Annotated in this window: 21 protein-coding genes and 1 pseudogene; 5 read left to right on the forward strand and 17 right to left on the reverse strand. The window is 70.0% G+C overall.

The genetic code is table 11. From position 1 onward, the window contains the following. Positions 1 to 6 precede the first annotated feature (6 nt). The 9 genes from DEFCA_RS0111055 to pstC all read right to left on the reverse strand — a co-directional run bounded on the left by DEFCA_RS0111055 (position 7) and on the right by pstC (position 9,029). Positions 7 to 1,311: a TRAP transporter large permease gene (locus DEFCA_RS0111055; protein ID WP_025323081.1), complete on the reverse strand. Its 1,305-nt coding sequence runs from the start codon at positions 1,309 to 1,311 to the stop codon at positions 7 to 9. Further along, positions 1,308 to 1,805: a TRAP transporter small permease gene (locus DEFCA_RS0111060; protein WP_025323082.1), complete on the reverse strand. Its 498-nt coding sequence runs from the start codon at positions 1,803 to 1,805 to the stop codon at positions 1,308 to 1,310. Before DEFCA_RS0111060 ends, DEFCA_RS0111055 begins: the two co-directional genes overlap by 4 nt. A 249-nt stretch (positions 1,806 to 2,054) precedes the next feature. After that, positions 2,055 to 3,065, reverse strand: a complete 1,011-nt coding sequence (locus DEFCA_RS0111065) for a TRAP transporter substrate-binding protein (RefSeq protein ID WP_025323083.1) — start codon at positions 3,063 to 3,065, stop codon at positions 2,055 to 2,057. A gap of 246 nt (positions 3,066 to 3,311) precedes the next feature. Continuing rightward, on the reverse strand, positions 3,312 to 5,066 hold the full coding sequence (locus tag DEFCA_RS0111070; protein WP_025323084.1) for an ATP-binding protein: 1,755 nt from the start codon (positions 5,064 to 5,066) through the stop codon (positions 3,312 to 3,314). After that, positions 5,063 to 5,752: a winged helix-turn-helix domain-containing protein gene (locus DEFCA_RS0111075; RefSeq protein WP_025323085.1), complete on the reverse strand. Its 690-nt coding sequence runs from the start codon at positions 5,750 to 5,752 to the stop codon at positions 5,063 to 5,065. Before DEFCA_RS0111075 ends, DEFCA_RS0111070 begins: the two co-directional genes overlap by 4 nt. 21 nt (positions 5,753 to 5,773) lie before the next feature. Further along, on the reverse strand, positions 5,774 to 6,460 hold the full coding sequence (phoU, locus tag DEFCA_RS0111080) for a phosphate signaling complex protein PhoU (protein ID WP_281173764.1): 687 nt from the start codon (positions 6,458 to 6,460) through the stop codon (positions 5,774 to 5,776). 25 nt (positions 6,461 to 6,485) lie between these two features. Further along, positions 6,486 to 7,247: a phosphate ABC transporter ATP-binding protein PstB gene (gene pstB, locus DEFCA_RS0111085; protein WP_025323087.1), complete on the reverse strand. Its 762-nt coding sequence runs from the start codon at positions 7,245 to 7,247 to the stop codon at positions 6,486 to 6,488. 19 nt (positions 7,248 to 7,266) lie between these two features. Next, the gene (gene pstA / locus DEFCA_RS0111090; protein ID WP_025323088.1) at positions 7,267 to 8,127 is read right to left on the reverse strand and encodes a phosphate ABC transporter permease PstA; all 861 of its coding nucleotides are present in this window, start codon (positions 8,125 to 8,127) and stop codon (positions 7,267 to 7,269) included. Beyond that, positions 8,124 to 9,029, reverse strand: a complete 906-nt coding sequence (gene pstC / locus DEFCA_RS0111095) for a phosphate ABC transporter permease subunit PstC (RefSeq protein WP_029733938.1) — start codon at positions 9,027 to 9,029, stop codon at positions 8,124 to 8,126. Before pstC ends, pstA begins: the two co-directional genes overlap by 4 nt. A 610-nt stretch (positions 9,030 to 9,639) precedes the next feature. Here pstC and DEFCA_RS0111100 point away from each other — a divergent pair. Continuing rightward, positions 9,640 to 10,527 (forward strand): PstS family phosphate ABC transporter substrate-binding protein, encoded by an 888-nt coding sequence (locus DEFCA_RS0111100; RefSeq protein WP_025323090.1) that lies wholly within the window; start codon positions 9,640 to 9,642, stop codon positions 10,525 to 10,527. Positions 10,528 to 10,747: 220 nt separating this feature from the next. Here the strand turns inward: DEFCA_RS0111100 and DEFCA_RS0111105 are convergent, their stop codons facing one another. Next, a complete protein-coding gene (locus DEFCA_RS0111105) occupies positions 10,748 to 11,086 on the reverse strand; it encodes a P-II family nitrogen regulator (protein WP_025323091.1) in 339 nt (112 codons plus the stop codon). A 425-nt stretch (positions 11,087 to 11,511) separates the two neighbouring features. Here DEFCA_RS0111105 and DEFCA_RS0111110 point away from each other — a divergent pair, with 425 nt between their 5' ends. From DEFCA_RS0111110 to draG, 4 genes are read left to right on the forward strand one after another with little or no spacing between them, the layout of a single operon-like run. Beyond that, positions 11,512 to 12,900, forward strand: coding sequence for an ammonium transporter (locus tag DEFCA_RS0111110; protein WP_025323092.1), 1,389 nt, complete (start codon positions 11,512 to 11,514; stop codon positions 12,898 to 12,900). A 49-nt stretch (positions 12,901 to 12,949) separates the two neighbouring features. Beyond that, positions 12,950 to 13,708 carry a TorF family putative porin gene (locus DEFCA_RS0111115; RefSeq protein ID WP_025323093.1) on the forward strand — a complete coding sequence of 253 codons (759 nt, stop codon included), beginning with the start codon at positions 12,950 to 12,952 and terminating at the stop codon, positions 13,706 to 13,708. Between the two features lie 59 nt (positions 13,709 to 13,767). Continuing rightward, positions 13,768 to 14,574 (forward strand): NAD(+)--dinitrogen-reductase ADP-D-ribosyltransferase, encoded by an 807-nt coding sequence (locus DEFCA_RS0111120; RefSeq protein ID WP_245693465.1) that lies wholly within the window; start codon positions 13,768 to 13,770, stop codon positions 14,572 to 14,574. Next, the gene (gene draG / locus DEFCA_RS0111125; protein ID WP_025323095.1) at positions 14,565 to 15,446 is read left to right on the forward strand and encodes an ADP-ribosyl-[dinitrogen reductase] hydrolase; all 882 of its coding nucleotides are present in this window, start codon (positions 14,565 to 14,567) and stop codon (positions 15,444 to 15,446) included. Before DEFCA_RS0111120 ends, draG begins: the two co-directional genes overlap by 10 nt. 12 nt (positions 15,447 to 15,458) lie before the next feature. Here the strand turns inward: draG and DEFCA_RS0111130 are convergent, their stop codons facing one another. The 7 genes and pseudogenes from DEFCA_RS0111130 to nifE form a co-directional block, all read right to left on the reverse strand. Further along, positions 15,459 to 15,935: a GNAT family N-acetyltransferase gene (locus DEFCA_RS0111130; protein WP_025323096.1), complete on the reverse strand. Its 477-nt coding sequence runs from the start codon at positions 15,933 to 15,935 to the stop codon at positions 15,459 to 15,461. 164 nt (positions 15,936 to 16,099) lie between these two features. Next, entirely contained in the window at positions 16,100 to 17,476 is a 1,377-nt protein-coding gene (nifK, locus tag DEFCA_RS0111135; protein WP_025323097.1) for a nitrogenase molybdenum-iron protein subunit beta, read from the reverse strand. Between the two features lie 30 nt (positions 17,477 to 17,506). Further along, complete coding sequence (nifD, locus tag DEFCA_RS0111140) at positions 17,507 to 19,135, reverse strand: nitrogenase molybdenum-iron protein alpha chain (RefSeq protein ID WP_025323098.1); 1,629 nt, start codon at positions 19,133 to 19,135, stop codon at positions 17,507 to 17,509. 36 nt (positions 19,136 to 19,171) lie between these two features. Further along, positions 19,172 to 19,480, reverse strand: coding sequence for a NifB/NifX family molybdenum-iron cluster-binding protein (locus tag DEFCA_RS0111145; RefSeq protein ID WP_025323099.1), 309 nt, complete (start codon positions 19,478 to 19,480; stop codon positions 19,172 to 19,174). 41 nt (positions 19,481 to 19,521) lie between these two features. Continuing rightward, positions 19,522 to 20,796, reverse strand: a complete 1,275-nt coding sequence (gene nifB, locus DEFCA_RS0111150; protein WP_025323100.1) for a nitrogenase cofactor biosynthesis protein NifB — start codon at positions 20,794 to 20,796, stop codon at positions 19,522 to 19,524. A 20-nt stretch (positions 20,797 to 20,816) separates the two neighbouring features. Further along, a pseudogene (locus tag DEFCA_RS19505) lies at positions 20,817 to 22,189 on the reverse strand (nitrogenase component 1). Next, positions 22,182 to 23,552 carry a nitrogenase iron-molybdenum cofactor biosynthesis protein NifE gene (nifE, locus tag DEFCA_RS0111160; RefSeq protein WP_025323101.1) on the reverse strand — a complete coding sequence of 457 codons (1,371 nt, stop codon included), beginning with the start codon at positions 23,550 to 23,552 and terminating at the stop codon, positions 22,182 to 22,184. The pseudogene DEFCA_RS19505 and the gene nifE overlap by 8 nt, the downstream one beginning before the upstream one ends. Position 23,553 lies beyond the last annotated feature (1 nt).

Raw genomic sequence — 23,553 nt, forward strand, 5'->3', positions numbered from 1 at the left:
GGTCGATCACTGGTACATCAGCCGGGGGAGGAAGGTGATGATGCCGGGGAGGGCGATCAGGGAGAGGGTGCCCAGGACCAGGGCGATCAGGAACGGCATCACCCCCCGGAAGATCGTCTGCAGGGGGATGTCGCGGGCCACGCCGTTCACCACGTACACGTTGATGCCCACGGGCGGGGTGATCACCCCCATCTGGCCGACCAACACGATGATCACCCCGAACCAGATCAGGTCGTAGCCCAGGTCGGTGACGATGGGGGCGAAGATGGGGATGGTGAGCATCACGAGCGCCATGGCGTCGATGAAGCACCCCGCCACCAGGTAGATGCCCACGATCGCGGCCATGATCAGCCATCCCGGCAGGGGCAGACCACCCACCCACGAGGCCAGCTCGAACGGCAACCGGGTCACGGCCAGGAAGTGGCCGAAGATCGTGGCTCCGGCGATCAGCAGGAGCACCATGCACGAGGTGCGAACGGTCTCGTACAGGGACTTCACGATGCCGGGCCAGGAGATCTGGCGCCGGACCAGGGCCAGCACGAGGATCAGGAACGCCCCCACCGCCCCGGCCTCGGTGGGCGTGAAGAACCCCAGGAACAGCCCGCTCATCACCAGCACGAACACGAGCAGGGTCTCCCACAGCTCCAGCAGGGACAGGAGCCGCACCCTCCAGGGCAGGCGCTCGCCGGCCGGGGCATGGTCGGGATGGCGTCGGCAGTAGACCCAGATGGCCCCGAGGAACCACAGGGTCATGTACAGCGCCGGCACCACGCCGGCCACGAACAGGGCCCCGATGGACTGCTCGGTCAGGATGCCGTAGACGATCAGGAGCACCGACGGGGGCATGAGCATGCCCAGCCCGCCCCCGGCGGCCACGCTGCCCGCGGCCAGGCCCGGGTCGTAGCCGTATCGGCGCATCTCGGGCAGGCCCACCACGGCCATGGTGGCGGCCGTGGCCGGGCTCGACCCGCACACCGTGCCGAAGGCGGTGCAGGCGGCCACGGTGGCCGCGGCCAGCCCGCCTCGGGCGCCCCCCAGCACCTTGTAGGCGCAGTCGTAGAGCCGGCGGCTGATGCCGGCGTTGTAGGCGATCTGCCCCATCAGGATGAACAGGGGGATCACGGTGAGCCCCTCGGACGTGAACACCCCCCAGATGTCGCGGGCGGTCAGGTTCAGGGCCGCGGCAGGGTTCACCATGTACCCGAACCCGGCCACGCCGATCAGGGTCATCACGTAGGCCACCGGCATTCCGGTGAAGAAGCACGCCACCAGGACGAGGATCCCCGCCACCCCCACGGCCATGGGGCTCATGGCGCGTCTCCCTGCGATCGCCCGATCACCTTTCGGACGGAGGCGATCACGTCCAGCCCATAGACGAGGGCGAACAGGAAGAAGGCCACGGCGATCAGGTAGATCACGGGGTAGGTGGGGATCCGCAGGGTCATCGAGACCTCACCGGCCCGCCGCATGGTGGTGCCGTACTCCCACATCTGCACCCCGATCACGAAGAACAGGGCGGTGCCCACGCTACCGGTGACCAGGTCCACCGCGGCCCGGGGCCGCTCCCCCAGCCGCATGACCACGAGCTCCACCCCCACGTGGGCCCGGGCCCGGTGGGCGTAGGGCATGGAGAACGCCAGGGCCATGGAGGCCAGCATCCCCGTGACCTCCACCGCGCCCAGCACGGGACGGCCGAGCGCCCGGCCCACCACGTCGGCGCAGGTGAGCAGCATCATCCCGGCCAGGCACGCCGCACTCAGCGCGTTGGCCGCCTCTGTGACCTTCTGGACGAGGTCTCGTGCCACGGGGATCGCCTCCGGTTCGGGGCTGCCGGGCGGGCGCCGCCGGGCGCCCGGCACTCATACCCAGTTGCGTTCAAAGCTATCGGCCCCCCGAACGGTGGGGCAAGGGTCCTGCCGGAGAGCCGGGCGCGGCCCCTGCGCGGCGAATCTCAGTGCCTGGCTTCGCGCCCGGCCGGAGGCAGATCCCTTGCCCCGCCCCCGGCTGGGTATCCTGATGGAGGGCAACTTGGCATGAGTGCCGGATAAGGGGGGTCACTGGTACTTCTTCAGCACGGTGCGCACGATCTCCACGGCCTTGCGGCCCGGCAGCCCCCGGGCCTCTTTCTCCTTCACGTACTCCTCGATCACCGGCTCCACCGCCCTCTTCCACCGGGCCGCCTCGTTCGGCGAGAGCTCCACCAGGTGACCGCCCTGCTTCTCCAGATAGTACTTCCTGCCCTCCTCGTCGATCTGGTCCCAGGCCGCGGCGGTCTTGGCGATCCACTCCTGGCTGACCTGATCGATCACCTTCTTGGCCTTGTCGGACAGGGCGTTCCACTTGTCCTTGTTCATCACCACGAAGAAGCCCGAGGTGTAGGCCATGGAGTAGTTGAGGGTCGTGTACTTCACCACCTCACCCAGGCGCCAGCCCCGCAGGGCCTCCATGGGGAACAGGCCGCCGTCCACCACCCCCTTGGACAGGGCCTGGTAGGTCTCGGGCATGGGCATGGCCACCGGGGTCCCTCCCAGGGCCTTCACGATCTTCGCGGCGAACCCGGTGGCGCGGAACTTGAGCCCACGCAGGTCCTCCAGGCTGCGCACCGCCTTGGACCGGCTGTTGAGCAGCCCGGGGCCGTGGGCGTGGAGGTAGAGCACCTTCACGTCGTCCAGCTCCTTGGGCCGAAGCTGCCGGTACACCTCGTTGATCGCCTCGGTGGCCGCCTTGGCGTTGGGGTACCCGAACGGCAGGTCCACGGCCTCCATCACCGGGAACCGGCCCGGGGTGTACCCGAACAGCGACAGGGCCACGTCCGAGATGCCGCTCACCACTCCGTCGTAGGCCTGCTTCCCTTTGGTGAGGGTCTGGCCCGGGAAGTACTGGAACGTGACCTCGCCGTTGGTGCGCTTCTCGATCTCCTTGCACCAGGCCTCGGCCAGCTTGCTGTGGACGTGGCTCGGGGGGAACAGGTTGCTGTAGGTCAGCGTGACCCCGGCCCACGCGGCGACGGGGAACCAGAGGACCAGGGCGACGGGAATCCAGGCGGCTCGAAACCGGTTTCTCATGACGCTCCTCCTTTCCGGGTGGTCCGGCAGACGAGGCTGCCGGGTGGACAGGGGCCTCGGCCGGGAAACGCGGAGATTTTGGAACGCGATTACCCCCGCCGAAGCCGCAAAACCGGGACGTTTCGTGCAACCGCAGAGAGAAACACGGCATAAACAAAACAAGGTTCTACATTATGCCCGGTCCCGGAAGGGCCGTCAATGCAGATCGTGGGGGGCAGGGAGCGATGAGGCTCCCCGAAGGGCGGGTCAGGAGGGAGGGGGATGTCGAGGCAGCGTCACGGTGACCCGGGTGCCGTGGCCGGGCCGGCTCTCGATGCGCAGCCCCCCGCCCAGGAGCTCGGCGAGGTGCTTGACGATGGCGAGGCCCAGGCCGGTGCCGCCCGTGGCCCGGGACCGGGCGGGGTCCACCCGGTAGAACCGCTCGGTCACCCGGGGGATCTCGTGGTCCGGGATGCCGATGCCGGTGTCCTCCACCGCAAAGGTCACGGTGTCGGCGTCGGCGGACACCTCGGCCCACACCCGCCCCCCCCGGGGGGTGTAGCGCACCCCGTTCTGTACCAGGTTCACCAGGATTGACTCGACCTTGTCGGTGTCCAGGTCCGCGGGGACCTCGGCCGGCGGCACCCGGGCCTCCAGGTTCACCCCGGCCTTCTCGGCCTCGGCCCGGAACATCTCCACGACCTGCCGCACCGGCTCCCGGGCGTCGAGGGGGGCGAGGCGAACCGGGGCGCCCCCGGCCTCGATCCGGGCCAGGTCCGACACGTCCCGCAGCAGCGCCTCCAGCCGGAGGGCGTTGCGGTGGATCGCCTCGACGAACCGCAGGGCCGCCTTCGGGTCGCCCAGGGCGGTGTGACGCAGGGTCTCGGCCGCCCCCCGGATCGCGGTAAGCGGTGTCCGCAGCTCGTGGCCCAGGTTGGCCACGAAGTCGGTGCGCATCCGCTCCAGCTCGTGCTGGCGGGTCACGTCGCGCAGCACCACCAGGGTGCCCGGACGGCCGGCCTCGTCCGGGAACGGCACGAACCGCACCAGCAGCCGGCAGGGAGGGTCGGGCCAGTCCACGGCCACCGGCTCTGCGGCGGCCTCGGGATGCCGGCTCCACCGGTCCAGGGCCTCGAGCAGGTCCGGGTGGCGAAGGACCTCGGGGCCGGTGTGGGCGGTGGGGTCGTCACCGAGGCGGAGGATGTGTCGGGCGGCGGGGTTGGCCAGACGGACCCGGCCGTCCCCGCCCAGCACCAGCACCCCGTCGGGCAGGTGCTCCAGCAAGGCCTGGAGCCGCTCGTGCTCCCGCCGAATCTCGGCCAGGTCCTGGCGCAGGCCGTCCCGCAGCGCCAGGAGCGCCCGTTCCAGGTCGGCCAGGTCGTCGGCGCCGTGGACCGCGAGCTCGGCGCCCAGGTCCCCCTCGGCCGCCCGGGCCGCGAACCGCGTCAGGGCCCCGATCCGGCGGGTCAGCGACCGGGAGAACCACCAGGCCAGCACCAGGGCCGCGGCCACCCCTCCGAGCGCGGCCAGCGCAACCCGCCGGCGCATCTCGGCCCGCACGTTCGCGACCGAGGCCAGGCTCTGGGCCGCCCGCACCACCGGCACCCCCGGCACCGCCACGTACAGGAGCGGCTCCCCGATCGAGGCGCTGCGACGCCGGGCCACCCCGGTCCGCCCTGCCAGGGCCTCGCGCACCTCGGGCCGGCCGGCGTGGTTCTCCATGGTGGCGGGATCCCGGTGGCTGTCGGCCAGCACGCGACCGTCCCCCGCGATCACGGTGAACCGCAGGCCGGTCCGGTCCGAGAGCTCCCGAACCCGTGCCCCCAGGAACTGGGCCGGCGCGGTCCGGAGGCCCTCGGCCGCGGCCCAGGCCACCCGCTCCAGATCCCGGGCCACCCGCCCCGTCTCCCACCGGGCCAGGAACCGGTCGCCCAGGAGCCCGGCGGCCGCCACGAACACGGCCAACACCACCGCGGACTGGAGGAACAGGCGGCCGGCGAGGGAGCGGGGCACGGCGCTCATCCCCTCGGGTTGAACCGGTACCCCGCGCCCCGCACGGTCTCGATCCACCGGGGCCGGGTCGGGTCGGGCTCGAGCCGGGCCCGCAGGCGCCGCACGTGCACGTCCACCGTGCGGGGGTCCACCACCACGTCCGGATCCCAGGCGTGCTGGAGCAGGGCCTCCCGGGAGTACACCCGGTTCGGGTGGGAGGCCAGGAACTCCAGCAGCCGGTACTCCTGGGGCGCGAGCTCGACCTCCTGCCCACCGCGCCACACCCGGCGGGCGCCCGGGTCGATCTCCAGCTCCCCGTGCCGGATCGGCCGCGCCCCGGCCTCCGGGTTCGCCGCCCGCTTCAGCACGGCCCGGACCCGGGCCACCAGCTCCCGGGGGCTGAACGGCTTGACCACGTAGTCGTCGGCCCCCAGTTCGAACCCGGCCAGGCGGTCGGGCTCGCCGCCCCGAGCCGTGAGCAGGATCACCGGCACCTCCCGGGTGGCGTCGCGGGAGCGCAGGATCCGGAGGACCTCGAACCCCTGCAGGTCGGGGAGCATGACGTCCAGCACCACCAGGTCCGGCCGGACCTCGGCCGCGGCCCGAAGGGCCTCGTGCCCCGTGAGGGCCTGGGCCGTCTCGAACCCTGCGGCCTCCAGGTTGTAGGCCACCAGGTCCACCAGGTCCTCTTCGTCGTCCACCACCAGGATGCGCATCGGCTCCCTCTTCGAGGCGGATCAGCCGCCCTCCCCTCCCGGCACGTGGGTGTGCCGGATGTCCTTGCCCTTGACCAGGTAGATCACCATCTCCGAGATGTTGGTGGCGTGGTCGGCGATCCGCTCCAGGTACCGGGCGATCAGGATCAGCCCCAGGGCTCGGGAGATGTTGGCCGGGTTCTCCATCATGTAGGTCAGCAGCTCCCGGAAGATCTGGTCGTTCAGGCGGTCCACCACGTCGTCGCTCTCGCACACCGCCTTGGCGGCGGCGGCGTCGCGCTGCACGTACGCGTCCAGGCTGCGCCGAACCATGTCGCGGGCGGCGTCCGCCATCCGGGGCAGGTCGATCAGGGGCTTGAGCGGCGGCTGATCCACCAGCTCCAGGACCCGCTCGCTCATGTTCACCGCCAGATCCCCGATCCGTTCCAGGTCGGTGGAGATCTTCAGCCCGGTGATGATCAGCCTGAGGTCCGTGGCCGCGGGCTGCCGCAGGGCCAGCAGCTCGATGCACCGCTCGTCGATCTCCACCTCGTACCGGTTGATCTCGTGGTCCCGGGCGATCACCCCCTGGGCCCGCTCGCCGTCCCGCTCCACCAGGGAGGCCATGGCGTCCTCGATGGCCTTCTCCACCAGCGCACCCATGCGCAGGATCTGCTGCTGGAGCCGCTCCAGCTCCGACTCGAACGCCTTGCTCGTGTGGGGTTTCATGATCCGACTCCGGAGGGGGCCCGAATCATCCGAACCGGCCGGTGATGTAGGCCTCGGTCTGCTCCTGGGCGGGGGAGGTGAAGATCGTCTGGGTTCGATCGTACTCCACGAGCCGACCCATGTAAAAAAAGCCCGTGTAATCGGAGACCCGCGCCGCCTGCTGCATGTTGTGGGTGACGATCACGATGGTGTAGCGCTCCTTGAGCTCGCCGATCAGGTCCTCGAGGCGGGCCGTGGAGATGGGGTCGAGGGCGCTGGCCGGCTCGTCCATGAGGAGCACCTCCGGCTCCACGGCCAGGGCCCGAGCGATGCACAGCCGCTGCTGCTGGCCCCCCGAGAGCTCCAGGGCGGACGACCGGAGCCGGTCCTTCACCTCGTCCCACAGCGAGGCCTTCCGGAGGGCGTCCTCCACGATCTCGGCCAGGCGGGCCTTGTCCCGGATGCCGTGGATGCGCGGCCCGTAGGCCACGTTGTCGAAGATGGACTTGGGAAAGGGGTTCCACCGCTGGAACACCATGCCCACCCGGCGGCGCAGGTCCACCACGTCGGTGGCAGGGGAGAGGATGTCCTCCCCGTCCAGCAAGATGCTGCCGCGGGTGCGGGCGCCCGGCACCAGATCGTTCATCCGGTTCAGGCACCGCAGGAACGTGCTCTTGCCGCACCCGGACGGCCCGATGAGGGCCGTGACCCGGTTCGACGGGATCCGGATCGAGATGCCGTGGAGGGCCTGCTTCGAGCCGTACCACACCTCGACGTTCTGGCAATCGATGCGTACCGGTTCGTCCATGAATCGTGCCTCTGCGGCGCTACCGGGCCGTCTCGAGCCGGCGGCGCATGCGGCTTCGCACGGCGAACGCCGTGAGGTTCAGGGTGAACACGAGCCCCACCAGCACCAGGGCCGTGCCGTAGGCGATGGGCCGGACCTTCTCCAGGGAGTGGTGCTGGGTGGACAGGATGTAGAGGTGATAGGGCAGGGCCATGAACTGATCGGAGAGGCTCGTGGGCGCGAACGGCAAGAAGAACGCCACCCCGGTGAACAGGATCGGCGCGGTCTCGCCGGCGGCCCGGCTGAGCCCCAGGATCGCGCCCGTGAGGATGCCGGGGAGGGCCGGCGGCAGCACCACCGTGCGCACGGCCTGCCACCGGGTGGCGCCCAGGGCCAGGGCGCCGTCCCGGTAGGCCCGGGGCACGCTCTTCAGGGCCTCCTCGCTGGCGGTGATGATCCACGGCAGGGTCAGCAGCCCCAGGGTGAGCCCGGCCGACAGGAGGCTGGTGCCCAGCCCCAGCAGATCCACGAACAGCACCACGCCGAACAGCCCGTACACGATGCTGGGCACGCCCGAGAGGTTCCGGATGGCCAGCCGGATCCAGCGGGTGGTCCGGTTGTCCGGGGCGTACTCCGTCAGGTAGATGGCCGCTCCCACCCCCAAGGGCAGCGAGAAGACCACGGTGAGCAGGCTCACCAGGGCCGTGCCCGCGATGGCCGGGAAGATGCCGCCTTGGGTCATGCCCTTGCGGGGCCGGTCGGTGAGGAACTCCCACCCCATCACCTGCCAGCCCTGGCGGGCGATGTGCACCAGAAAGAGCACCAGCACGGCCACCACCAGCACCGTGCTCAGCACCAGCCACGACCGCCCCAGGGCCGACCAGATCCGCTTCGCTCTCACTGGGCCCTCCTCCCCCGCCGGATGAACCCGTCGGCCACCCAGTTCACGGCGAACGAGATCACGAACAGGGCGAACCCCACCGCGAACAGGGCGAAGTAGTGGGCCGTGCCGTGGGGCACCTCGCCGAGCTCGATGGCGATGGTGGCCGTCATGGTCCGCACCGGCGACAGGAGCCCCGAGGGGAACGCCGGCGCGTTGCCCGTGGCCATGAGCACGGTCATGGTCTCGCCGATGGCCCGGCCCATGGCGAGCATCATCGCCGCCAGAATGCCGGGGGCCGCGGCGGACAGGGTGACCTTGACCAGGGTCTCCCAGGGGTTGGCCCCCAGGGCCAGGCTGGCCAGACGGTGGTCCCGGGGCACCGCCCGCAGGGCGTCCTCGGACAGGCTCACCGCCGTGGGCAGGGCCATGACCGTGAGCAGCACGGCCCCATTCAGGGCGGTGAGCCCGTTGGGCAGCCCGAACAGCCGCGCGATCGCCGGCCCCACCACCACGATGCCGATGAACCCCACCACCACGCTGGGAATCGCGGCCAGCATCTCCACGGCCGGCTTGAGCACCTCGCGGACCCGCGCGGGCGCGAACTCCGACAGGTACGCGGCCACCCCGATCCCCAGGGGCACGGTGAACGCCATCGCCCCGAGGGTGACCAGAAAGGTGGAGGCCACCATGGAGCCGATGCCGTACCTCGCCCCCTCCGGGCTCGTGGGGTCCCACCGGGCCGTGGTGAGGAACTCCCAGATCGGGACCTCGCGGAAGGCCCGGGCGCCCTGCCACAGGAGCAGCACGAAGATCCCGGCCAGCACGAGGACCGAGGTGTACCCGCACAGGGCGAGAACCCCTTCCATCAGGCGTTCCCCCGCCCGGAAGCGGCGACGGGTCACGGTCATCGAATCTCTCATGCGGATCTCGGTCGTTGGTCGTTGGTCGATTGGGCCTTCAGCCCGCTGGAAGGGTCAAAGGCTAGAACGCTAGAAAGCTGGGAAGCTGGAAGCCTGAAAACCTCTTTCATCTCCCAGCAGTTGCGCAGGGTTACGCCAAAGTCTGGTGGGCATGGGGTCTACCGGAGAGCCGGGCGCGGCTCCTATGTTCGCCGCGCAGTGCCTCCGGCGTCCGGACCGCGAAAGGGTACCCATTCCCCACCGCCGTGATGAAACCAACTCCCGTGTCTTGTGCCTGCGCGGCGAATCTCAACGCGCGGCTTCGCGCCCGGCCGGAGGTAGGCCCCATGCCCTCCACGCAACGCTCGGGCCGACGCTTACGCGATGTTTGCGGCCGCCGAATCCGCAAGGGCATGGGGCCTGGTGAATCGCCGGGCGGGAGTGTACCAAGGGAATGTTACGGGAAGGTTACGACCGTGTTGCGAAACGATGACATCCCCGGCCCGCTGGGCGTCTGGCGATCTTCACGAACCCGTCATCGTTTCGTAACCCGGCCGTAACATCGGCCGGGTACCATGGCCACCGTGGAAGACGAACAAACCCCATCCGAAGAGGAAAGGAGACGAGCCCCATGCGCACCCTCACAGCCCTGCTCACCCTCACCGCCGTGGCCGTGGCCGGCCCTGCCCTGGCGGGGCGTAAGATGGTCCAGGTCAAAGGATCCGACACCCTGGTGAACCTGGCCCAGGCCTGGGCCGAGGCGTTCCTGGACGAGACCGGTCAGTTCGTGGCCGTGACCGGCGGCGGCTCCGGCACCGGCATCGCGGCCCTCATCGACGGTCGGGCCGACATCGCGGACGCCTCGCGTCGGATCAAGCCCAAGGAGATCGAGCTGGCCCGGAAGAACGGGGTGGAGCCCGTGGAGTTCGCCGTGGCGGTGGACGGCCTGTGCGTCATCGTAAGCGACCAGAACCCCATCGACGCCCTCACCGTGGACGAGGTGGGGCGGCTGTTCCGGGGCGAGCTCAAGAACTGGAAGGCCCTGGGCGGCCCCGACCGGCCGGTGACCCTGTACGGCCGGCAGTCCAACTCGGGCACCTACGTGTTCTTCCAGGAGCACGTGCTGGGCAACCGGGACTACGCCCAGACCATGAACCGCATGAACGGAAACGCCCAGATCCTGGAGGCCGTGGCCCGGGACGCTTCGGCGGTGGGCTACGTGGGCATCGGCTACGTGGTGGACGAGCACGGCAACGTCCGCAAGGGCATCAAGCCCCTCAAGATCAAGACCGCCTCGGGAGAGGCCCTGAGCCCCCTGGATCGGGAGGCCGTGAAGGCCGGCCGCTACCCCTTGGCCCGGGCCCTGTACCAGTACACCAACGGCACCCCCCGCGGCGTGGTGGCCGAGCTCCTGAAGTTCGAGCTGTCGGAAGCCGGCCAGAGGATCGCGGAGGAGCAAGGGTTCTACCCCGTGGGCGGGGAACTCCTCGAAAAGAACCGGAAAGCCCTGGGCGAGTAGCCGGTTCCCGCCCACAACCGAGCCCTCGAACGAAGGCCCCGCCACGGCGGGGCCTTCGTCGTCTGTCAACCTGGCGCCTGAACAGACGCGCTCTGGGGGGCATGAAGCCTGCCGGGGTACCGGGCGCGGCGAGTCTCGCGCCCGGGCGGAAGCAGGTCCCCTGTCCCGGCGTCGAAAAGGCGCACCACGCTTGCTGTCGGTTCGACAACCGCACCCCGCCTCAGAGGGCGGCCCTCCCCCGCTCTCCGGTGCGGATGCGGATCGCGTCGTGCACCGGGCTCACGAACACCTTGCCATCACCGATCTTGCCGGTGCGGGCCGCGGCCACGATGGCGTCGGCCACGGCTGCGGCCATGGGCTCCTCCACCACCACCTCCACCTTCACCTTCGGCACGAAGTCCACCGTGTACTCTGCACCACGGTAGAGCTCCGAGTGCCCCTTCTGTCGGCCAAACCCCCGGACCTCGGTCACGGTGATCCCCCGCACCCCGAGGTCGTGGAGGGCATCTTTCACGGCATCGAGCCGGAAGGGTTTGAAAATCGCCTCGATCTTTCGCATGGGACCGATCTCCTCTCCTCGTTCGTTTCGTCACCGATGGGTTCGAGCGGTCGAGGGCCCGGTCGCCGCCGCCACGCACAGGGCCTTCTGCCGCTCGTTCCCCACTCCTTACACGAACCGTGCCAGGCCGGCACGGCCTCGGCCCACCTCCCTGGCGGAACGAGGCGAAACGGGGAATCTCCGTAAAAAACACAATTGTCCCAAAGAAACGCAGCGCTACATTTTTGTCTGATACGACACTCAACGGTCCGATTTTGTCTCACGATCCCCCACCCCGCCCTCCTCTCCGAGAGAAGAAAACCAAAGACATCTCAATGTGTTACACCGTATACCTCTCCAAGACGGACCGGCTGGCACGCCTCTGGCACGGGGCCCTCGGTGTCGCCGCCGCGACAAGGACCCCAACCAGCAAAGGAGACGGTACGATGAAACACGCGATCCGAAGGCTTTCCTCCGCAGGGCTTTTCGCCCTCGTTCTCACCGGGGCGGCGTGGGCAGCCGACGAGCCCCTCACCGCCGATGTGGTGCAGACCCATCTCAACTACGTGTGGACCCTGGTGGCCGCCTTCCTCGTGTTCTTCATGCAAGCGGGGTTCGCCATGGTGGAGGCCGGGTTCACCCGGGCCAAGAACGTGTGCAACATCCTGATGAAGAACTTCATGGACTTCGGGATGGGAGCGCTCGCCTTCTTCTTCGTCGGGTTCGGGCTCATGTTCGGGCTGTCGAACGGCTGGATCGGGACCTCTGGGTTCATGCTCCGCGATTTCGCCGTGGATGGGGACCCGTGGGTGTATGCCTTTTTCATGTTCCAGGTGGTGTTTGCGGCCACCGCCGCCACCATCGTGTCGGGCGCCGTGGCGGAACGGATGAAGTTCAGCGGGTACCTCGTGTTCAGCGCCCTCATGACCGCGATCGTCTACCCGGTGTTCGGCAGTTGGGCCTGGGGCAGCTTGTACAAAGGTGGCGGCTGGCTCGAGGGGCTGGGGTTCATCGACTTTGCGGGCTCCACGGTGGTCCACTCCGTTGGCGGCTGGGCGGCCCTTGCCGGCGCCATCGTGGTGGGGCCCCGGATCGGCAAGTACAAGAACGGTAAACCCCAGGCCATCCCGGGCCACTCCATTCCGCTGGCAGCCCTGGGCGTGCTGATCCTCTTCTTCGGGTGGTTCGGGTTCAACCCGGGGTCCACCACCGCGGGCGACACCTCCATCGCCCTGATCGCGGTGACCACGGCCCTGGCGGGTGCGGCGGGGCTCGTCTCGACCATCTACTACACGTGGGTTCGGTTCGGGAAACCTGACGTGGGCATGACCCTGAACGGCTGTCTGGCCGGGCTCGTGGGCATCACGGCTGGCTGCGCCAATGTCAGCCCCCTGTCGGCCATCGTGATCGGGCTCGTGGCCGGGGTGCTCGTGACCGAGTCGGTGGTGCTCTTCGACAAGGTGGGGGTGGACGACCCCGTGGGCGCGGTGTCGGTGCACGGCGTGTGCGGCGCCTGGGGCACGCTGGCGGCAGGCCTGTTCAACTCGGCGGGGTTCTCCTGGAGCGTGGTGGGGGTGCAGGTCCTCGGGATCGCCGTGGCCTTCGTGTGGGCCTTCGGCTCCAGCTTCGTGCTCTTCCGGATCCTCAAGGCGGTGATGGGGGTGCGTCTGAGCGCGGAGGAGGAGCTAACGGGCTGCGACCTGTCCGAGCACGGCCTGAGCGCGTACCCCGAGTTCCTCTTTCCCACCGTGATCGGCTCAGCAGGCTCTGGACCCAACGACGGCTCCGAAGCGCGTCTGGGCGCGGCCGGAAAACTGGCCTCCTCCGAAGTCTGATCCTGAACCCGATGGACGTTTTCTCCGTCTCCAGCGAAAGGGGCACCCCATGAGCACGAACCCCGTCATTGCGGCTGCTCTCGTCGCCGCGCTCATCACCGCGCCTGCCACCGCGGCCGACGTGGAGGACTGGCTGGCGCCCGCCAACTTCACGGGCAACGTGGCGTACACTTCGGACTACGTGTTCCGCGGCGTCTCCCAAACGGACTCCAACTGGGCCGTCCAGGGCGGGCTCGACTACGCCGCCCCTGCCGGTGTGTACGTCGGCACCTGGGCCTCCAATGTGAGCTTCGGGGGGGGTGTGGAGATGGACCTCTACGGCGGGTTCGCGTCGGAGATCTCTGGAGTGTCGTATGACGTCGGGGTCGTCTATTACGCATACCCAAAATCCAACGACGACCCGGAGATGAACTATTACGAGGCATCGCTCCGCCTCGGCTACACCCTGCCCGGCTGGGGGGCTCTCTCGCCGTCGGTGGGGCTCGGGTACTCATATTCGCCTGACTTTTTCGGGGAGGACGGGGCCGCCCATTACCTCGTCGCCGACGCCAGCCTCGGCCTCCCCCATGGCCTGACCCTTTCGGGCGAGGTGGGGTGGCAGACGGTGGAAGGCGACCAGACCACCGGGCACGGTCGAGGGCTCGACGGCGGTGATGGATTCGACTACGTGCATTACCGGGTGGGCATATCCGGATCGGTCAAAGGAATGGACCTCGACCTCAGCTACCACAACACCACCGAGCCTGACTTCCTCGGCGAGGACGTCGCAGACGGTCGGCTCGTGTTCACGGTGTCCCGTTCCCTCTGAACAGGTTGCACAGCCCACGGCCCCCAGCCCTTGTGGCCGGGGGCCTTTTGGGCGCTCCCGTGCCCGTGCCCCCCCCGCTCCCCTCGTTCAACCTCTGCAACGTGCCGCCCCCGGTGCTCGCCTCGGTGGCGTTCCAACGCCACCCCCGGCCGGTTCACATCCAGGGGGTCCGCCGCACCCACCGCCGGCTGTTCGCGTGGCTCCGGCGCACCCGGGATCCCCAGGACCGAAGCCGCCGGTTCCGGGAGTACATGGACGTGGCCTTCCGCCTCCACCAGTGGCGTGACGAGCCCGAAGGATCCGGACGCGCGAGTCTGCGGAACAGCTACTTCCGGTACCTGCGCGGATGGATGGTGGACTCGAACTCCCGGGAGGCCGCCGTCCTGAAAGCCTGGGCCGAGAGCCGGTTTGGGCTTCCGCCCTGTCATCACGGGGCCCCGATCCGGGGGACTGACGACCCGTCGTACCTGCGCTACCGCACCGCCGCGGCCCGGGGCGAGGGGAGGACGAATGCCCTGCGTCTGCAGCTCGACCTCCTGTTCGAGTTCATCCAAGACGAGGTGCGGCGCCGGTACCCAGGGCCTCCGCGGGGTCTCAAGCTGTACCGGGGCATCCACGACCTCGAGGAGCACGAGGTGACGGCGCGCCCGGCCCGCGACCGGGTCGTGGTATGGCTCAACAACCTGGTGTCGTTCACCCGTGACGCGGAGCGGGCCTGGGAGTTCGGTAGCCGGGTGCTGGAGGTGACCGTTCCCACGAGCAAGATCGTGTTCGACGGCCGCCTGCTGCACACGAGCCTGCTGGCCGGGGAGGAGGAGGTGCTGGCGCTGGGCGGTCAGGTGGAGGCAAAGGTGCGGTGGTGGTGACGGCCGGGGTGTGCGACCGGGCCCGGGCGGCGATGCTCGGCTTCGGAGTGGGCGACGCCCTGGGGGCCACGACCGAGTTCATGACCGCGGCGGAGATCCGGCATCGATACGGAGTGCATCGGACCCTGCGGGGCGGAGGGTGGCTCGGGCTGCGGCCTGGCCAGGTCACCGACGACACCGGCATGCTTCTGGCCCTGGCCGAGGCCGTGGCGGAAACCGGGCGCTGGGACCTTGAGGCGATCGCCCAGGGGTTCGTGGCCTGGCTCCGGTCGCGGCCGGTGGACGTGGGCGCCACCTGCGCCCGAGGGATCCGGCGGCTCCTCGTGGAGGGCACCCTCCAAGCCCCCCCGGGAGAGTGGGACGCCGGAAACGGGGGCGCCATGCGGGCCCCGGCCGCCGGGATTGCTTCGCTGTCGAGCCCCCTTGCGGCGGGGACCCGCGCCGTACGCCAGGCCCGCATCACCCACAACCACCCCCTTTCCGACGCCGCGTCGGCGGCGGTGGCTCTCATGGTGCGGGCGGCCGTGCTCGGGCTTGGGTTCGAGGCCGTCGACCGGGTGGCCCGGGCCCTGGGCCGCAGGCATCCGGCGTTTCGGGCCACCGGCATGCGGCCGGTGTCGAGCCCTTACGTGGTGGACACCCTCAGGACCGTGCTCTACTTCCTCCGGACGACCGGGTCGTTCGAGGAGTGCCTGGTGGGGGTGGTGAACCAGGGGGGCGACGCCGACACGGCGGGCGCCATCGCAGGCGCGATCGCGGGCGGCCTCGGGGGCACGGCCGCGGTCCCCCGCCCCTGGCTCCGCCGGCTCGACCCGCGGGTCCGCGACCGGTTGGAGGTGGCCGCGGGGAACCTGATCCGCCTCGGGGGATAGGCGGAAACGGGTTCAGCCCCGACGCCGGACCGCCCAGCCGGCCCGGCGGAGCGCCAGGAGCCGGGTGGGGTGCCAACGCCGGTGCCGGTAAAACCGAAGGGCCGGGGCGTTGTCCCGGTCGGCCAGGAGCTGGAGCCTAAGGAGGCCCCGGCCGTGGGCCCAGGCCTCGGCAGCCTCCAGGAGCGTCGCGCCGATCCCCCGGCCGCGGAATCCCTCGTCCACCACCAGGTCCTCCAGGAGGCCCACTTCTCCGCCCTCGGCCGTGGATATGAGAACCTGCACGCTCACCATACCCACCGGCCGGCCCGCCGCCTCGGCCACGAAGACCTGCGCCCGGCGCGGATCTGCGGCCAGAAGCCACGCCAGGCCGCGGGCTTGGCGCGCGGGGTCGGAGGCGAAATCGGCCTCCAGACGAAAAAGTTGCTCCAGCAGCCGGCACAGAGCCGGCACATCGTCAGGCCGGGCTGGGCGGACGGTAACAGCTTCCATGGGGTCTCCTGGTAACGGCGGTCTACGGTTTTCGGTTGCCGGTCGCTTCTCGGGTGGTCTCGGCCGGAAGGCCAAAAGGATGGAAATCCAGAAGGCCGGAATCCTACTCGATTCCAGGTTGTTCGACCCGGCTGGCCGCAGGCTCCGGGCCGCCGGCATGGGGGCTACAGGACCAGCTCGAACGCGGCCTCGTCGGGTTCCCGGTCGATCCGGTCGAGGAACGCGTCGAGGATCTTCTCAGCGAGCCGCATGGCGCCCCGGTACCCCACGGTGGGGAAGAATTGGTGGCCGACCCGGTCGAGCACCGGAAACCCGTGGCGCACCAGGGGGATCCCTTCGTCCCGGGCGATGTACTTGCAGTAGGTGTTGCCGATGATGAGGTCCACCGGCTCGTTCTTGATGAGCTGGTGGAAGTGGAACATGTCGGACGCCTGGGCCACGTTGCCCTCGACCCCGGCTTCCCCCAGGAGTCCTCGCACCCGTTCCTCGAACCGTTTGCCCGGGGTGCCTGTGACCACGTGCACGGGCTTCATGTCGAGGGTGAGGCAGAACTCCGTGAGCGGGATGAGGGGATCGGGATCCCCGACCAGGGCCACCTTCTTACCGTAAAAGTACTGGGACATGTCGGCCAGCAGGTCCACGAGCCGGCCCCGCTCCCGGGTGACCGAGGCCGTGACCTCCACCTTCCCGACCCGCCGCAGGGCATCCACGAACCGGTCGGTGGCGAGAAGCCCGATGGGCGTGTCGAGCACCTCGAAGGGGACCTGGGCCTTTTTCTCCAGGGCCTCCGCGGCCGGGGCCGAGGCCCAAGCCCCGAGGGCCAGGGTGGCTCGGCTGCCGCCCACGGTCCGCAGATCCTCCACCCGCACGCCCCCTTCCGGATAGAACTCGTGGCGGCCGGTCATGGGGGCGTCGAGAACGCCCGAGGTGTCGGGGAAAAGGAGGCTCTCCACGCCCATCTCGGCCGCCAGGTGCTTGAGCTCGGCCATGTCCGCGGGTTCCACGAACCCGGGGATCACGTTGATGCGATCGGCCGGGACCGTGCCGGGCTCGGCAAAATACTCCACCAGGGCCTTGGTCATGTTGGCGAACCCCGTGATGTGTGACCCCACGAAGCTCGGGGTGTTGGCGTGGATCACGGTCTTCCCCTCGGGGATCTTGCCCGCGTCCGTTGCGCTCTTGACGATCTGGGGGATGTCGTCGCCGATCACCTCGGAAAGGCAGGTGGTGTGCACGGCCACCACGTCGGGGTCGTAGAGTGCAAAGATGTTCTCGATGGCCTGCGTCAGGTTGGCCATGCCCCCGAACACCGAGGCGCCCTCGGTGAACGAGCTCGTGGCCGCCATCACGGGCTCCTTGGTGTGGCGGGTGAGCATGCTACGGTGGTAGGCGCAACAGCCCTGGGACCCGTGGCTGTGGGGCAGGCACCGGTGCACCCCGAGGGCGGCGTAGAGCGCCCCCACGGGCTGGCAGGTCTTGGCGGGGTTTGTGGTGAGGGCCGATCGGTCTCGGATTTCTTTGTGGGTGTGTCGCAGCAACATGGGTCACCTCATCTGGCACGAAGCGGGGGATCAGGACGCCTGGCGCAGGACCTCGGGCTGGGGTTTCTCGGCCCACGGCGGGGTCACGTGCCGCCAGATCCGGGTGTTCACCATACGATCGATCTCGCGGTAGAACCGGATCGCCCCGCGGAATCCGGCGTAGGGGCCGTGATAGTCGTAGTTGTGGAGCTGCTTCATCGGGATGCCGTGCTTCTGGATCACGTACTTCTCCTTGATGCCGGCGCAGAATACGTCGGGCCGGTAGAGCTCGATGAGCCGCTCGGTCTCATGGTGGGTGATGTCGTCGATGACCAGGCTCCCCACCTCCATGTCGGCCATGAGCCCCTCGTACTCCCCGAAATCCAGGCCCTGGGCCCGAAGGGCCTCGAGCTCGTCCGCGGTCTTGCGGGGCCGGTACTGCTCGGGGTCGGGCTCCACATCGAGCTCCTCGATGTTGCGGCTGTCGGCGTCGACCTTGATGAACGGCAGCACCTTTCGGCCTTCGTAGTCGTCCCGGTGGCCGAACTCGTACCCGGCCGCCACGGTGCGCATGCCGATCTCCCGGAACAGCTCCTGGTAGTGGTGGGCCCGCGAGCCGCCGACGAACAGCATGGCGGTCTTGCCCCCGGTGCGGGGGCGGATTTCGTCGATTACGGCTCGGACCGCGGGCATCTCCTCGGCGATGACCCGCTCCACCCCGTCGATGAGCTCCGGGACGCCGAAGTACTGGGCGATCTTCCGCAGCGACTTGGCCGTGGCCTCGGCTCCGATGAAGTTCACCTTGATCCAGGGGATGCCGTACTTTTCCTCCGTCATCTCCGCCATGTAGTTAATGGAGCGATGGCACATGACGGCATTCAGGTCTGCCATGTGGGCCCGGGCGAACTGGTCGTACGAGGCGTTTCCGCTGAACGTGGACACCAAGGTGATCCCGCAGCGCTCCAGGATCCGCTCGATCTCGAACGCGTCGCCCCCGATGTTGTACTCCCCGAGCAGATTGATCCGGAACCGGCCCTCCGGCGGCTCGTCTTGGGTGCCCACCACGTGCTGGAAGATGCCGTTGTTGGCGATGTGGTGGCCGGCCGACTGGCTCACTCCCTTGTAGCCCTCGCAGCTGAAGGCGAACACGTTGATGCCGAGCTCCTCCTTCATGTCGCGGGCCACGGCGTGGATGTCGTCGCCGATCAGGCCCACCGGGCAGGTGGCCGCGATGGCTATGGCCTTGGGCCGGAAGATCTCGTAGGCCTCCCGGATGGCCTTCCGGAGCTTCTTCTCCCCCCCGAACACGATGTCGTTCTCCTGCATGTCGGTCATGAGGGCGTAGGGCATGTAGTTGGGGGCGTCCTCCGAGGGCGGCCGGGTCTGGTTCCGGCGGGTGAGCCAGCTGTAGAACCCGCATCCCACGGGGCCGTGGGTGATGGTGAGGATGTCCCGGACCGGGCCGAGGATCACCCCCTTGCACCCGGCGTAGGAGCAGCCCCGCTGGGTGATCACGCCGGGCGTGGTCCGGGTGTTGGAGAGGATCTGGGGCCGGAACCCCTCCGTGTCGGGGGGGGCGTTCACCACGATCTGCTTGGCGCGCTTGCGGGCCGCCTTGGAGGGGTAGGCCTCGGTTATCACTCGTTTGGTGTCTTCGGGCCGCGGGGCTTCGGATGCCATGGTCGTCTCCTCTTGGCTTGGGGGAAGGAGGCGTGTTCAGGGGGCCGCCGGAAGGGGGCCGGGTTGCACCACCACCTCGATGCCGCGGGCGGCCAACTCGGCGGCCGGCCGCTCGCCGATCCGGGCGCAGTACACCCGCCGGCAGTCTTCGAGGACCTCGGCGATGCCGACGAACCGCCCCTCGTCGAAAGGGTGGTCGGGGGCGCCGGTGGAAAGCGGGGTCACCGGTCGGGCGGCCACGAACCGGGGGCCGCCGGCCTCCAGGTCGTAGATCCAGAATCGGCGGGCCCGGCCGAAGTGCTCGTCCACGCTCTTGCCGTCGGTGGATGCGATCGCGAAGCGCATGGGTCACCTCCTGGGGTGGGGAGTGGAAAGGGCGCGGGGACTCAGCCGCACCCGGAGCCGTCGCCGCCGCAGCCGGGCCCGCGGGAGCAGCCGGCCCGGCGCCGGCGGAACCGCGTGGGATCGACGCCCGAGAACACGGCGGAGAGCCCGAGCTCGATGAACCCGTCCATCTCGATGGGTACGACCCCGGCCTCGGTGAGGATCGCCCGGGGCCCCTCCCCGACCCCGCTCACCAGCACGGCGCGACAGTCGCCGAGCCCCTCGGCAAGCCGTCGCCACCGGTCGGGTCCGCCCCCGGGCGGAGGGGCCGGCCGCTCCTCCACAAGCAGAAACCCGGCCCCCTTCCGGGCCCACACCTGAAACGAGCGGGCCTCGCCCAGGTGCTGGTTCACGAGCATGCCCTCCCGGGTGGCCACGGCCACGTGGGGTCGGTCGGTGCGAAGGGGCGGGGGCGCTTCGGCAGCCTCTTGGAGGAGCGGCGCGAACTCGCCGGAGCGGTCCTCCCCCAGGAGCCCCACGGCGTCGGCCCGGCACCGGCGGCAGTGGCGCATCTGGGGCAGGAACCGCTCGGCCTCGGCGCGCAGCTCCCGCAGGAGCTCGGGCCCCGGCTCGGGCACGTCGGCCAGGGGGGTGCCCGCCGTGGGCACCAGCCCCATCACGTTCAGGACGTCGGCGCCCCATCCGGCCACAGTGCGGGCCACCTCGGCCACGTGGTGGTCGTTCACCCCGGGCACCACGATGCAGTTAACCTTGACGAGGATCCCCCGGGCCTTGAGCCCGGTTACGGCCAGGCGCTGGCGCTCGAGGAGGACGGCGGCCGCCTCGGGGCCCCGGTAGATCACCTTCCCGTCCCGGGCCCAGGCGTAGAGCGACGCTCCCACGGCCGGATCCACGGCGTTCACCGTGACCGTCACGTGGGTCACCCCTAGCGCGGGAAGTTCGTCGAGCAGCGGCGGCAGCCCCAGCGCGTTGGTGGCGACGCACAGGAGCATCTCGGGGCAACGCTCCCGCACGAGCCGGAGCGTCGTCAGGGTCTCGTCGGGGTTGGCGAATGGGTCGCCCGGGCCGGCGATGCCCACCACCGAGATGCGGGGTTCCGCGGCCACGACCCGCTCCAGATACCCAACGGCCTGGTGGGGCGAGAGCACGGCGCTCGTGACCCCGGGCCGGCTTTCGTTCACGCAGTTGTACCGGCGGTTGCAGTAGGCGCACTTCAGGTTGCACCGGGGCGCCACCGGAAGATGGATCCGGCCGCAGTGACCGTGGCTCTCCGCGTGGAAGCAGGGATGGCGGTTGAGGTCGAGGGCGGGGTTCATGGGAGATATACTCCGGCGGTTTAGAGATAGCCGTAGCCCACGTCGGAGGCCTCCTGCCGCTGGGCGAGCAGGGCGTTCACGACGCGGTCGAAAAGGTCCTGGGTGCCGGCGTACCCGAGGAGCCGCTGCCGGGCCGCCCCGAACCGGTCGTGGATGGGGAATCCCACCCGCACCAGGGGATGCCCCGGTCCCGAGCCAGGGGATACGCCTTGCTCGTGCCCACCACGAGGCCGAGCCCCAGGTCCCGGGTCTCCTCGGCGACGGTGTAGTAGTCCACCCCCTCCCGCACGGCCGGCGGCTCCCGGAGGAGTCCGGCCGTGGCGGCCTCCACGGCACCCTCGAGGATTCCGGATCGATCCCCGGTGGCCACGTACGCGACCTGAATCCCGGTCTCGGCGAGAAACCCGGAGAGGCCTGCGGCCAGGTCCTCGTCGGCCACCACGGCCGCCCGGACCCCGGCCAGATACTTGTGAGCATCCACGTAGGCGTCCACGAGCCGCCCCCGCTGGGCCCGGACCCGCCCCGGGGTGGGCCGGCCCGAGAGTTCCTCCAGCGCCGCGAAGAACCGGTCGGACGCCCGAATCCCCACGGGAAGGGGTAGGGGGAGGAGCTCCACCCCAAACCGATCGCGCACCCAGGCCCCGGGGCCCGAGGCGTCGCCGGCCGCGCAGCCGAACGCCACCGTGGCCCGGGCACGGCCCGCGGCCTGGAGCGCCTCAAGGGGGGTTCCGCCGGGGGGCACCGAGGTGTAGGAGTCCCAGGCGGGCCCGTCCAGGGGGTCGGAGGGGTCGGGGATCACGGCCGCCTCGAGGCCGAAGGCGCGGACCACGTCCTTCAGGTGCCGGAGGTCGGCCGGGGAGGCCATGCCCGGCAGGAGGTTTAGGTGGGAACCGGCCGGCCCGGGACGGGCCAGGGCCTTGAGGAGCGCCCGCACCGCCCGCCGGAACCCCTCCGTGTGGGTGCCCCCGAAGCTCGGGGTCCGGACCGTCACCACCCGGGGGAGGATGACGCCGGGGTTCTTCCCGGCGAGTTCGGCTAGAAACGCCTCGACCAGGGGGCCCGGCTCCTCCCCGATCGTCTCGGTGAGGCAGGTGGTGGCCACCCCGATGACCCGGGGCCGCATGGCCGTGATGACGTTCCACAGCCCCTGGCGCAGGTTGGGGCCTCCCCCGAACACGGCCTGCCGCTCCCCCAGCGACGACGAGGCGATGTCCACGGGTTCCCTGTAGTGGCTGATGAGGTACCGGCGCATATAGGTGGCGCAGCCCTGGGACCCGTGGAGGAACGGCACGCCACCCTCGACGCCCTTGAAGGCAAGGCACGCGCCCAGGGGCATGCACAGGTGGCAGGCATTGGTGGTCGAGACGAAGGCGGGGGCGGCGGTCTCAGGCATGGCAGACCTCCCGGGAGCCGGTCCGGCGCGGGGCGAACCGCCACACCGGGCTCGTGACGGTGCGGTGGACCTCCTCGGCGAACCGGAGCATCCCCTCGAACCCGGCCAGGGGAAGCTTGCGTTCGTGGTTGTGGTCGCAGAACCCGATGCCGAGCTTGTAGGCGATGGGCCGCTCTTTGACCCCGCCCACGAGGAGATCCGCCCCCTGCTCCAGCAGGAGCGTGCTCAGCTCCAGGGGGTTCGTGTCGTCCACGATCACCGTGCCGGGATCGGTGATCTCGTGCAGTTCCCGGTAGTCTTCGGCGGTGCCGGTCTGGGAGCCCACGATCACCGTGCGCATGTCCAGAAGCCGGAACGCCTTGACGAGGGAGAAGGCCTTGAACGCGCCCCCGACGTAGATGGCCACCCGCCGGCCCTCCAGGTCGGCCCGGATCGACCGGAGGCGGGGCTCCAGGGCGGAGAGTTCCTCGCGGACGAGCTCCCGAGCCCGGCCGGGCAGGCCCGGATCCCGGTCGGCGAAATGGTCGCCCACGGCGTAGAGGGCCTCGGCCATGTCGTCCACCCCGAAGTACGACACCCTCCGGAACGGCACGCCGTAGGCCTCCTCCATGCGGCGGGCCAGGGCCAGGGTGGCTCCCGAGCACTGCACCAGGTTGAGCGCCGCGCCGTGGCACCGCGCGATGTGGGCGACGCGGCCGTCGCCGGTGAGGTTGGCCACCACCTCGACCCCCATGCGCTCCAGGTAACCCCGGACGATCCACAGCTCACCGGCCAGGTTGAAGTCCCCGAGGATGTTGACGCTCACCGGCGAGATCCCGTCCGTGGGCCCCGTGCCCACCAGGCGGAACAGGGCCTCGCAGGCCGCCGCATATCCGGCCCGCTTGGTGCCCTGGAACCCCTCGGACCGGACCGGGATCACCGGGATCCCCTGCTCGGCGGCGACCCGCTTGCACACGGCCCCCAGGTCGTCGCCGATCAGCCCCACCACGCAGGTGCTGTACACGAACGCCCCGGCCGGGCGGTGCCGGTCGATCAGCTCGGTGAGGGCCCGGTAGAGCTTCTCCTCGCCGCCGAAAATGACCTCCCGCTCCCTGAGGTCGGTGCTGAAACTCAGGCGGTGGAGTTGGGGGCCCGACGAGAGGGCCCCCCGAATGTCCCAGGTGTAGGCCGCGCACCCCACCGGCCCGTGGACCAGGTGGAGGGCGTCGGCCACCGGGTAGAGCACCACCCGGGCCCCGCAGAACACGCAGGCCCGCTGGCTCACGGCGCCGGCGAGGCTCTCCCGGTCGCAGGCGAGGCGGAAGGCGCCGTCTCCCTTGCGGTGCACCTGGTCGCGGCGGGCCTCGAAAGGCAGGGCGGTCATG

It is taken from the genome of Deferrisoma camini S3R1 (genome assembly GCF_000526155.1).
In the GTDB taxonomy this organism is placed as follows: Bacteria; Desulfobacterota; Deferrisomatia; order Deferrisomatales; family Deferrisomataceae; genus Deferrisoma; species Deferrisoma camini.

What these genes read in the sequence shown, in the direction of transcription:
- DEFCA_RS0111115 (WP_025323093.1), top strand. Translation starts at nt 12,950, where the DNA reads ATGAGCACGAACCCCGTCATTGCGGCTGCTCTCGTCGCCGCGCTCATC.
- DEFCA_RS0111145 (WP_025323099.1), bottom strand. Translation starts at nt 19,480, where the DNA reads ATGCGCTTCGCGATCGCATCCACCGACGGCAAGAGCGTGGACGAGCAC.
- nifK (WP_025323097.1), bottom strand. Translation starts at nt 17,476, where the DNA reads ATGTTGCTGCGACACACCCACAAAGAAATCCGAGACCGATCGGCCCTC.
- nifB (WP_025323100.1), bottom strand. Translation starts at nt 20,796, where the DNA reads ATGAACCCCGCCCTCGACCTCAACCGCCATCCCTGCTTCCACGCGGAG.
- DEFCA_RS0111130 (WP_025323096.1), bottom strand. Translation starts at nt 15,935, where the DNA reads ATGGAAGCTGTTACCGTCCGCCCAGCCCGGCCTGACGATGTGCCGGCT.
- nifD (WP_025323098.1), bottom strand. Translation starts at nt 19,135, where the DNA reads ATGGCATCCGAAGCCCCGCGGCCCGAAGACACCAAACGAGTGATAACC.
- DEFCA_RS0111100 (WP_025323090.1), top strand. Translation starts at nt 9,640, where the DNA reads ATGCGCACCCTCACAGCCCTGCTCACCCTCACCGCCGTGGCCGTGGCC.
- phoU (WP_281173764.1), bottom strand. Translation starts at nt 6,460, where the DNA reads ATGAAACCCCACACGAGCAAGGCGTTCGAGTCGGAGCTGGAGCGGCTC.
- pstC (WP_029733938.1), bottom strand. Translation starts at nt 9,029, where the DNA reads ATGAGAGATTCGATGACCGTGACCCGTCGCCGCTTCCGGGCGGGGGAA.
- nifE (WP_025323101.1), bottom strand. Translation starts at nt 23,552, where the DNA reads ATGACCGCCCTGCCTTTCGAGGCCCGCCGCGACCAGGTGCACCGCAAG.
- DEFCA_RS0111055 (WP_025323081.1), bottom strand. Translation starts at nt 1,311, where the DNA reads ATGAGCCCCATGGCCGTGGGGGTGGCGGGGATCCTCGTCCTGGTGGCG.
- pstB (WP_025323087.1), bottom strand. Translation starts at nt 7,247, where the DNA reads ATGGACGAACCGGTACGCATCGATTGCCAGAACGTCGAGGTGTGGTAC.
- DEFCA_RS0111110 (WP_025323092.1), top strand. Translation starts at nt 11,512, where the DNA reads ATGAAACACGCGATCCGAAGGCTTTCCTCCGCAGGGCTTTTCGCCCTC.
- DEFCA_RS0111070 (WP_025323084.1), bottom strand. Translation starts at nt 5,066, where the DNA reads ATGAGCGCCGTGCCCCGCTCCCTCGCCGGCCGCCTGTTCCTCCAGTCC.
- DEFCA_RS0111075 (WP_025323085.1), bottom strand. Translation starts at nt 5,752, where the DNA reads ATGCGCATCCTGGTGGTGGACGACGAAGAGGACCTGGTGGACCTGGTG.
- DEFCA_RS0111065 (WP_025323083.1), bottom strand. Translation starts at nt 3,065, where the DNA reads ATGAGAAACCGGTTTCGAGCCGCCTGGATTCCCGTCGCCCTGGTCCTC.
- DEFCA_RS0111105 (WP_025323091.1), bottom strand. Translation starts at nt 11,086, where the DNA reads ATGCGAAAGATCGAGGCGATTTTCAAACCCTTCCGGCTCGATGCCGTG.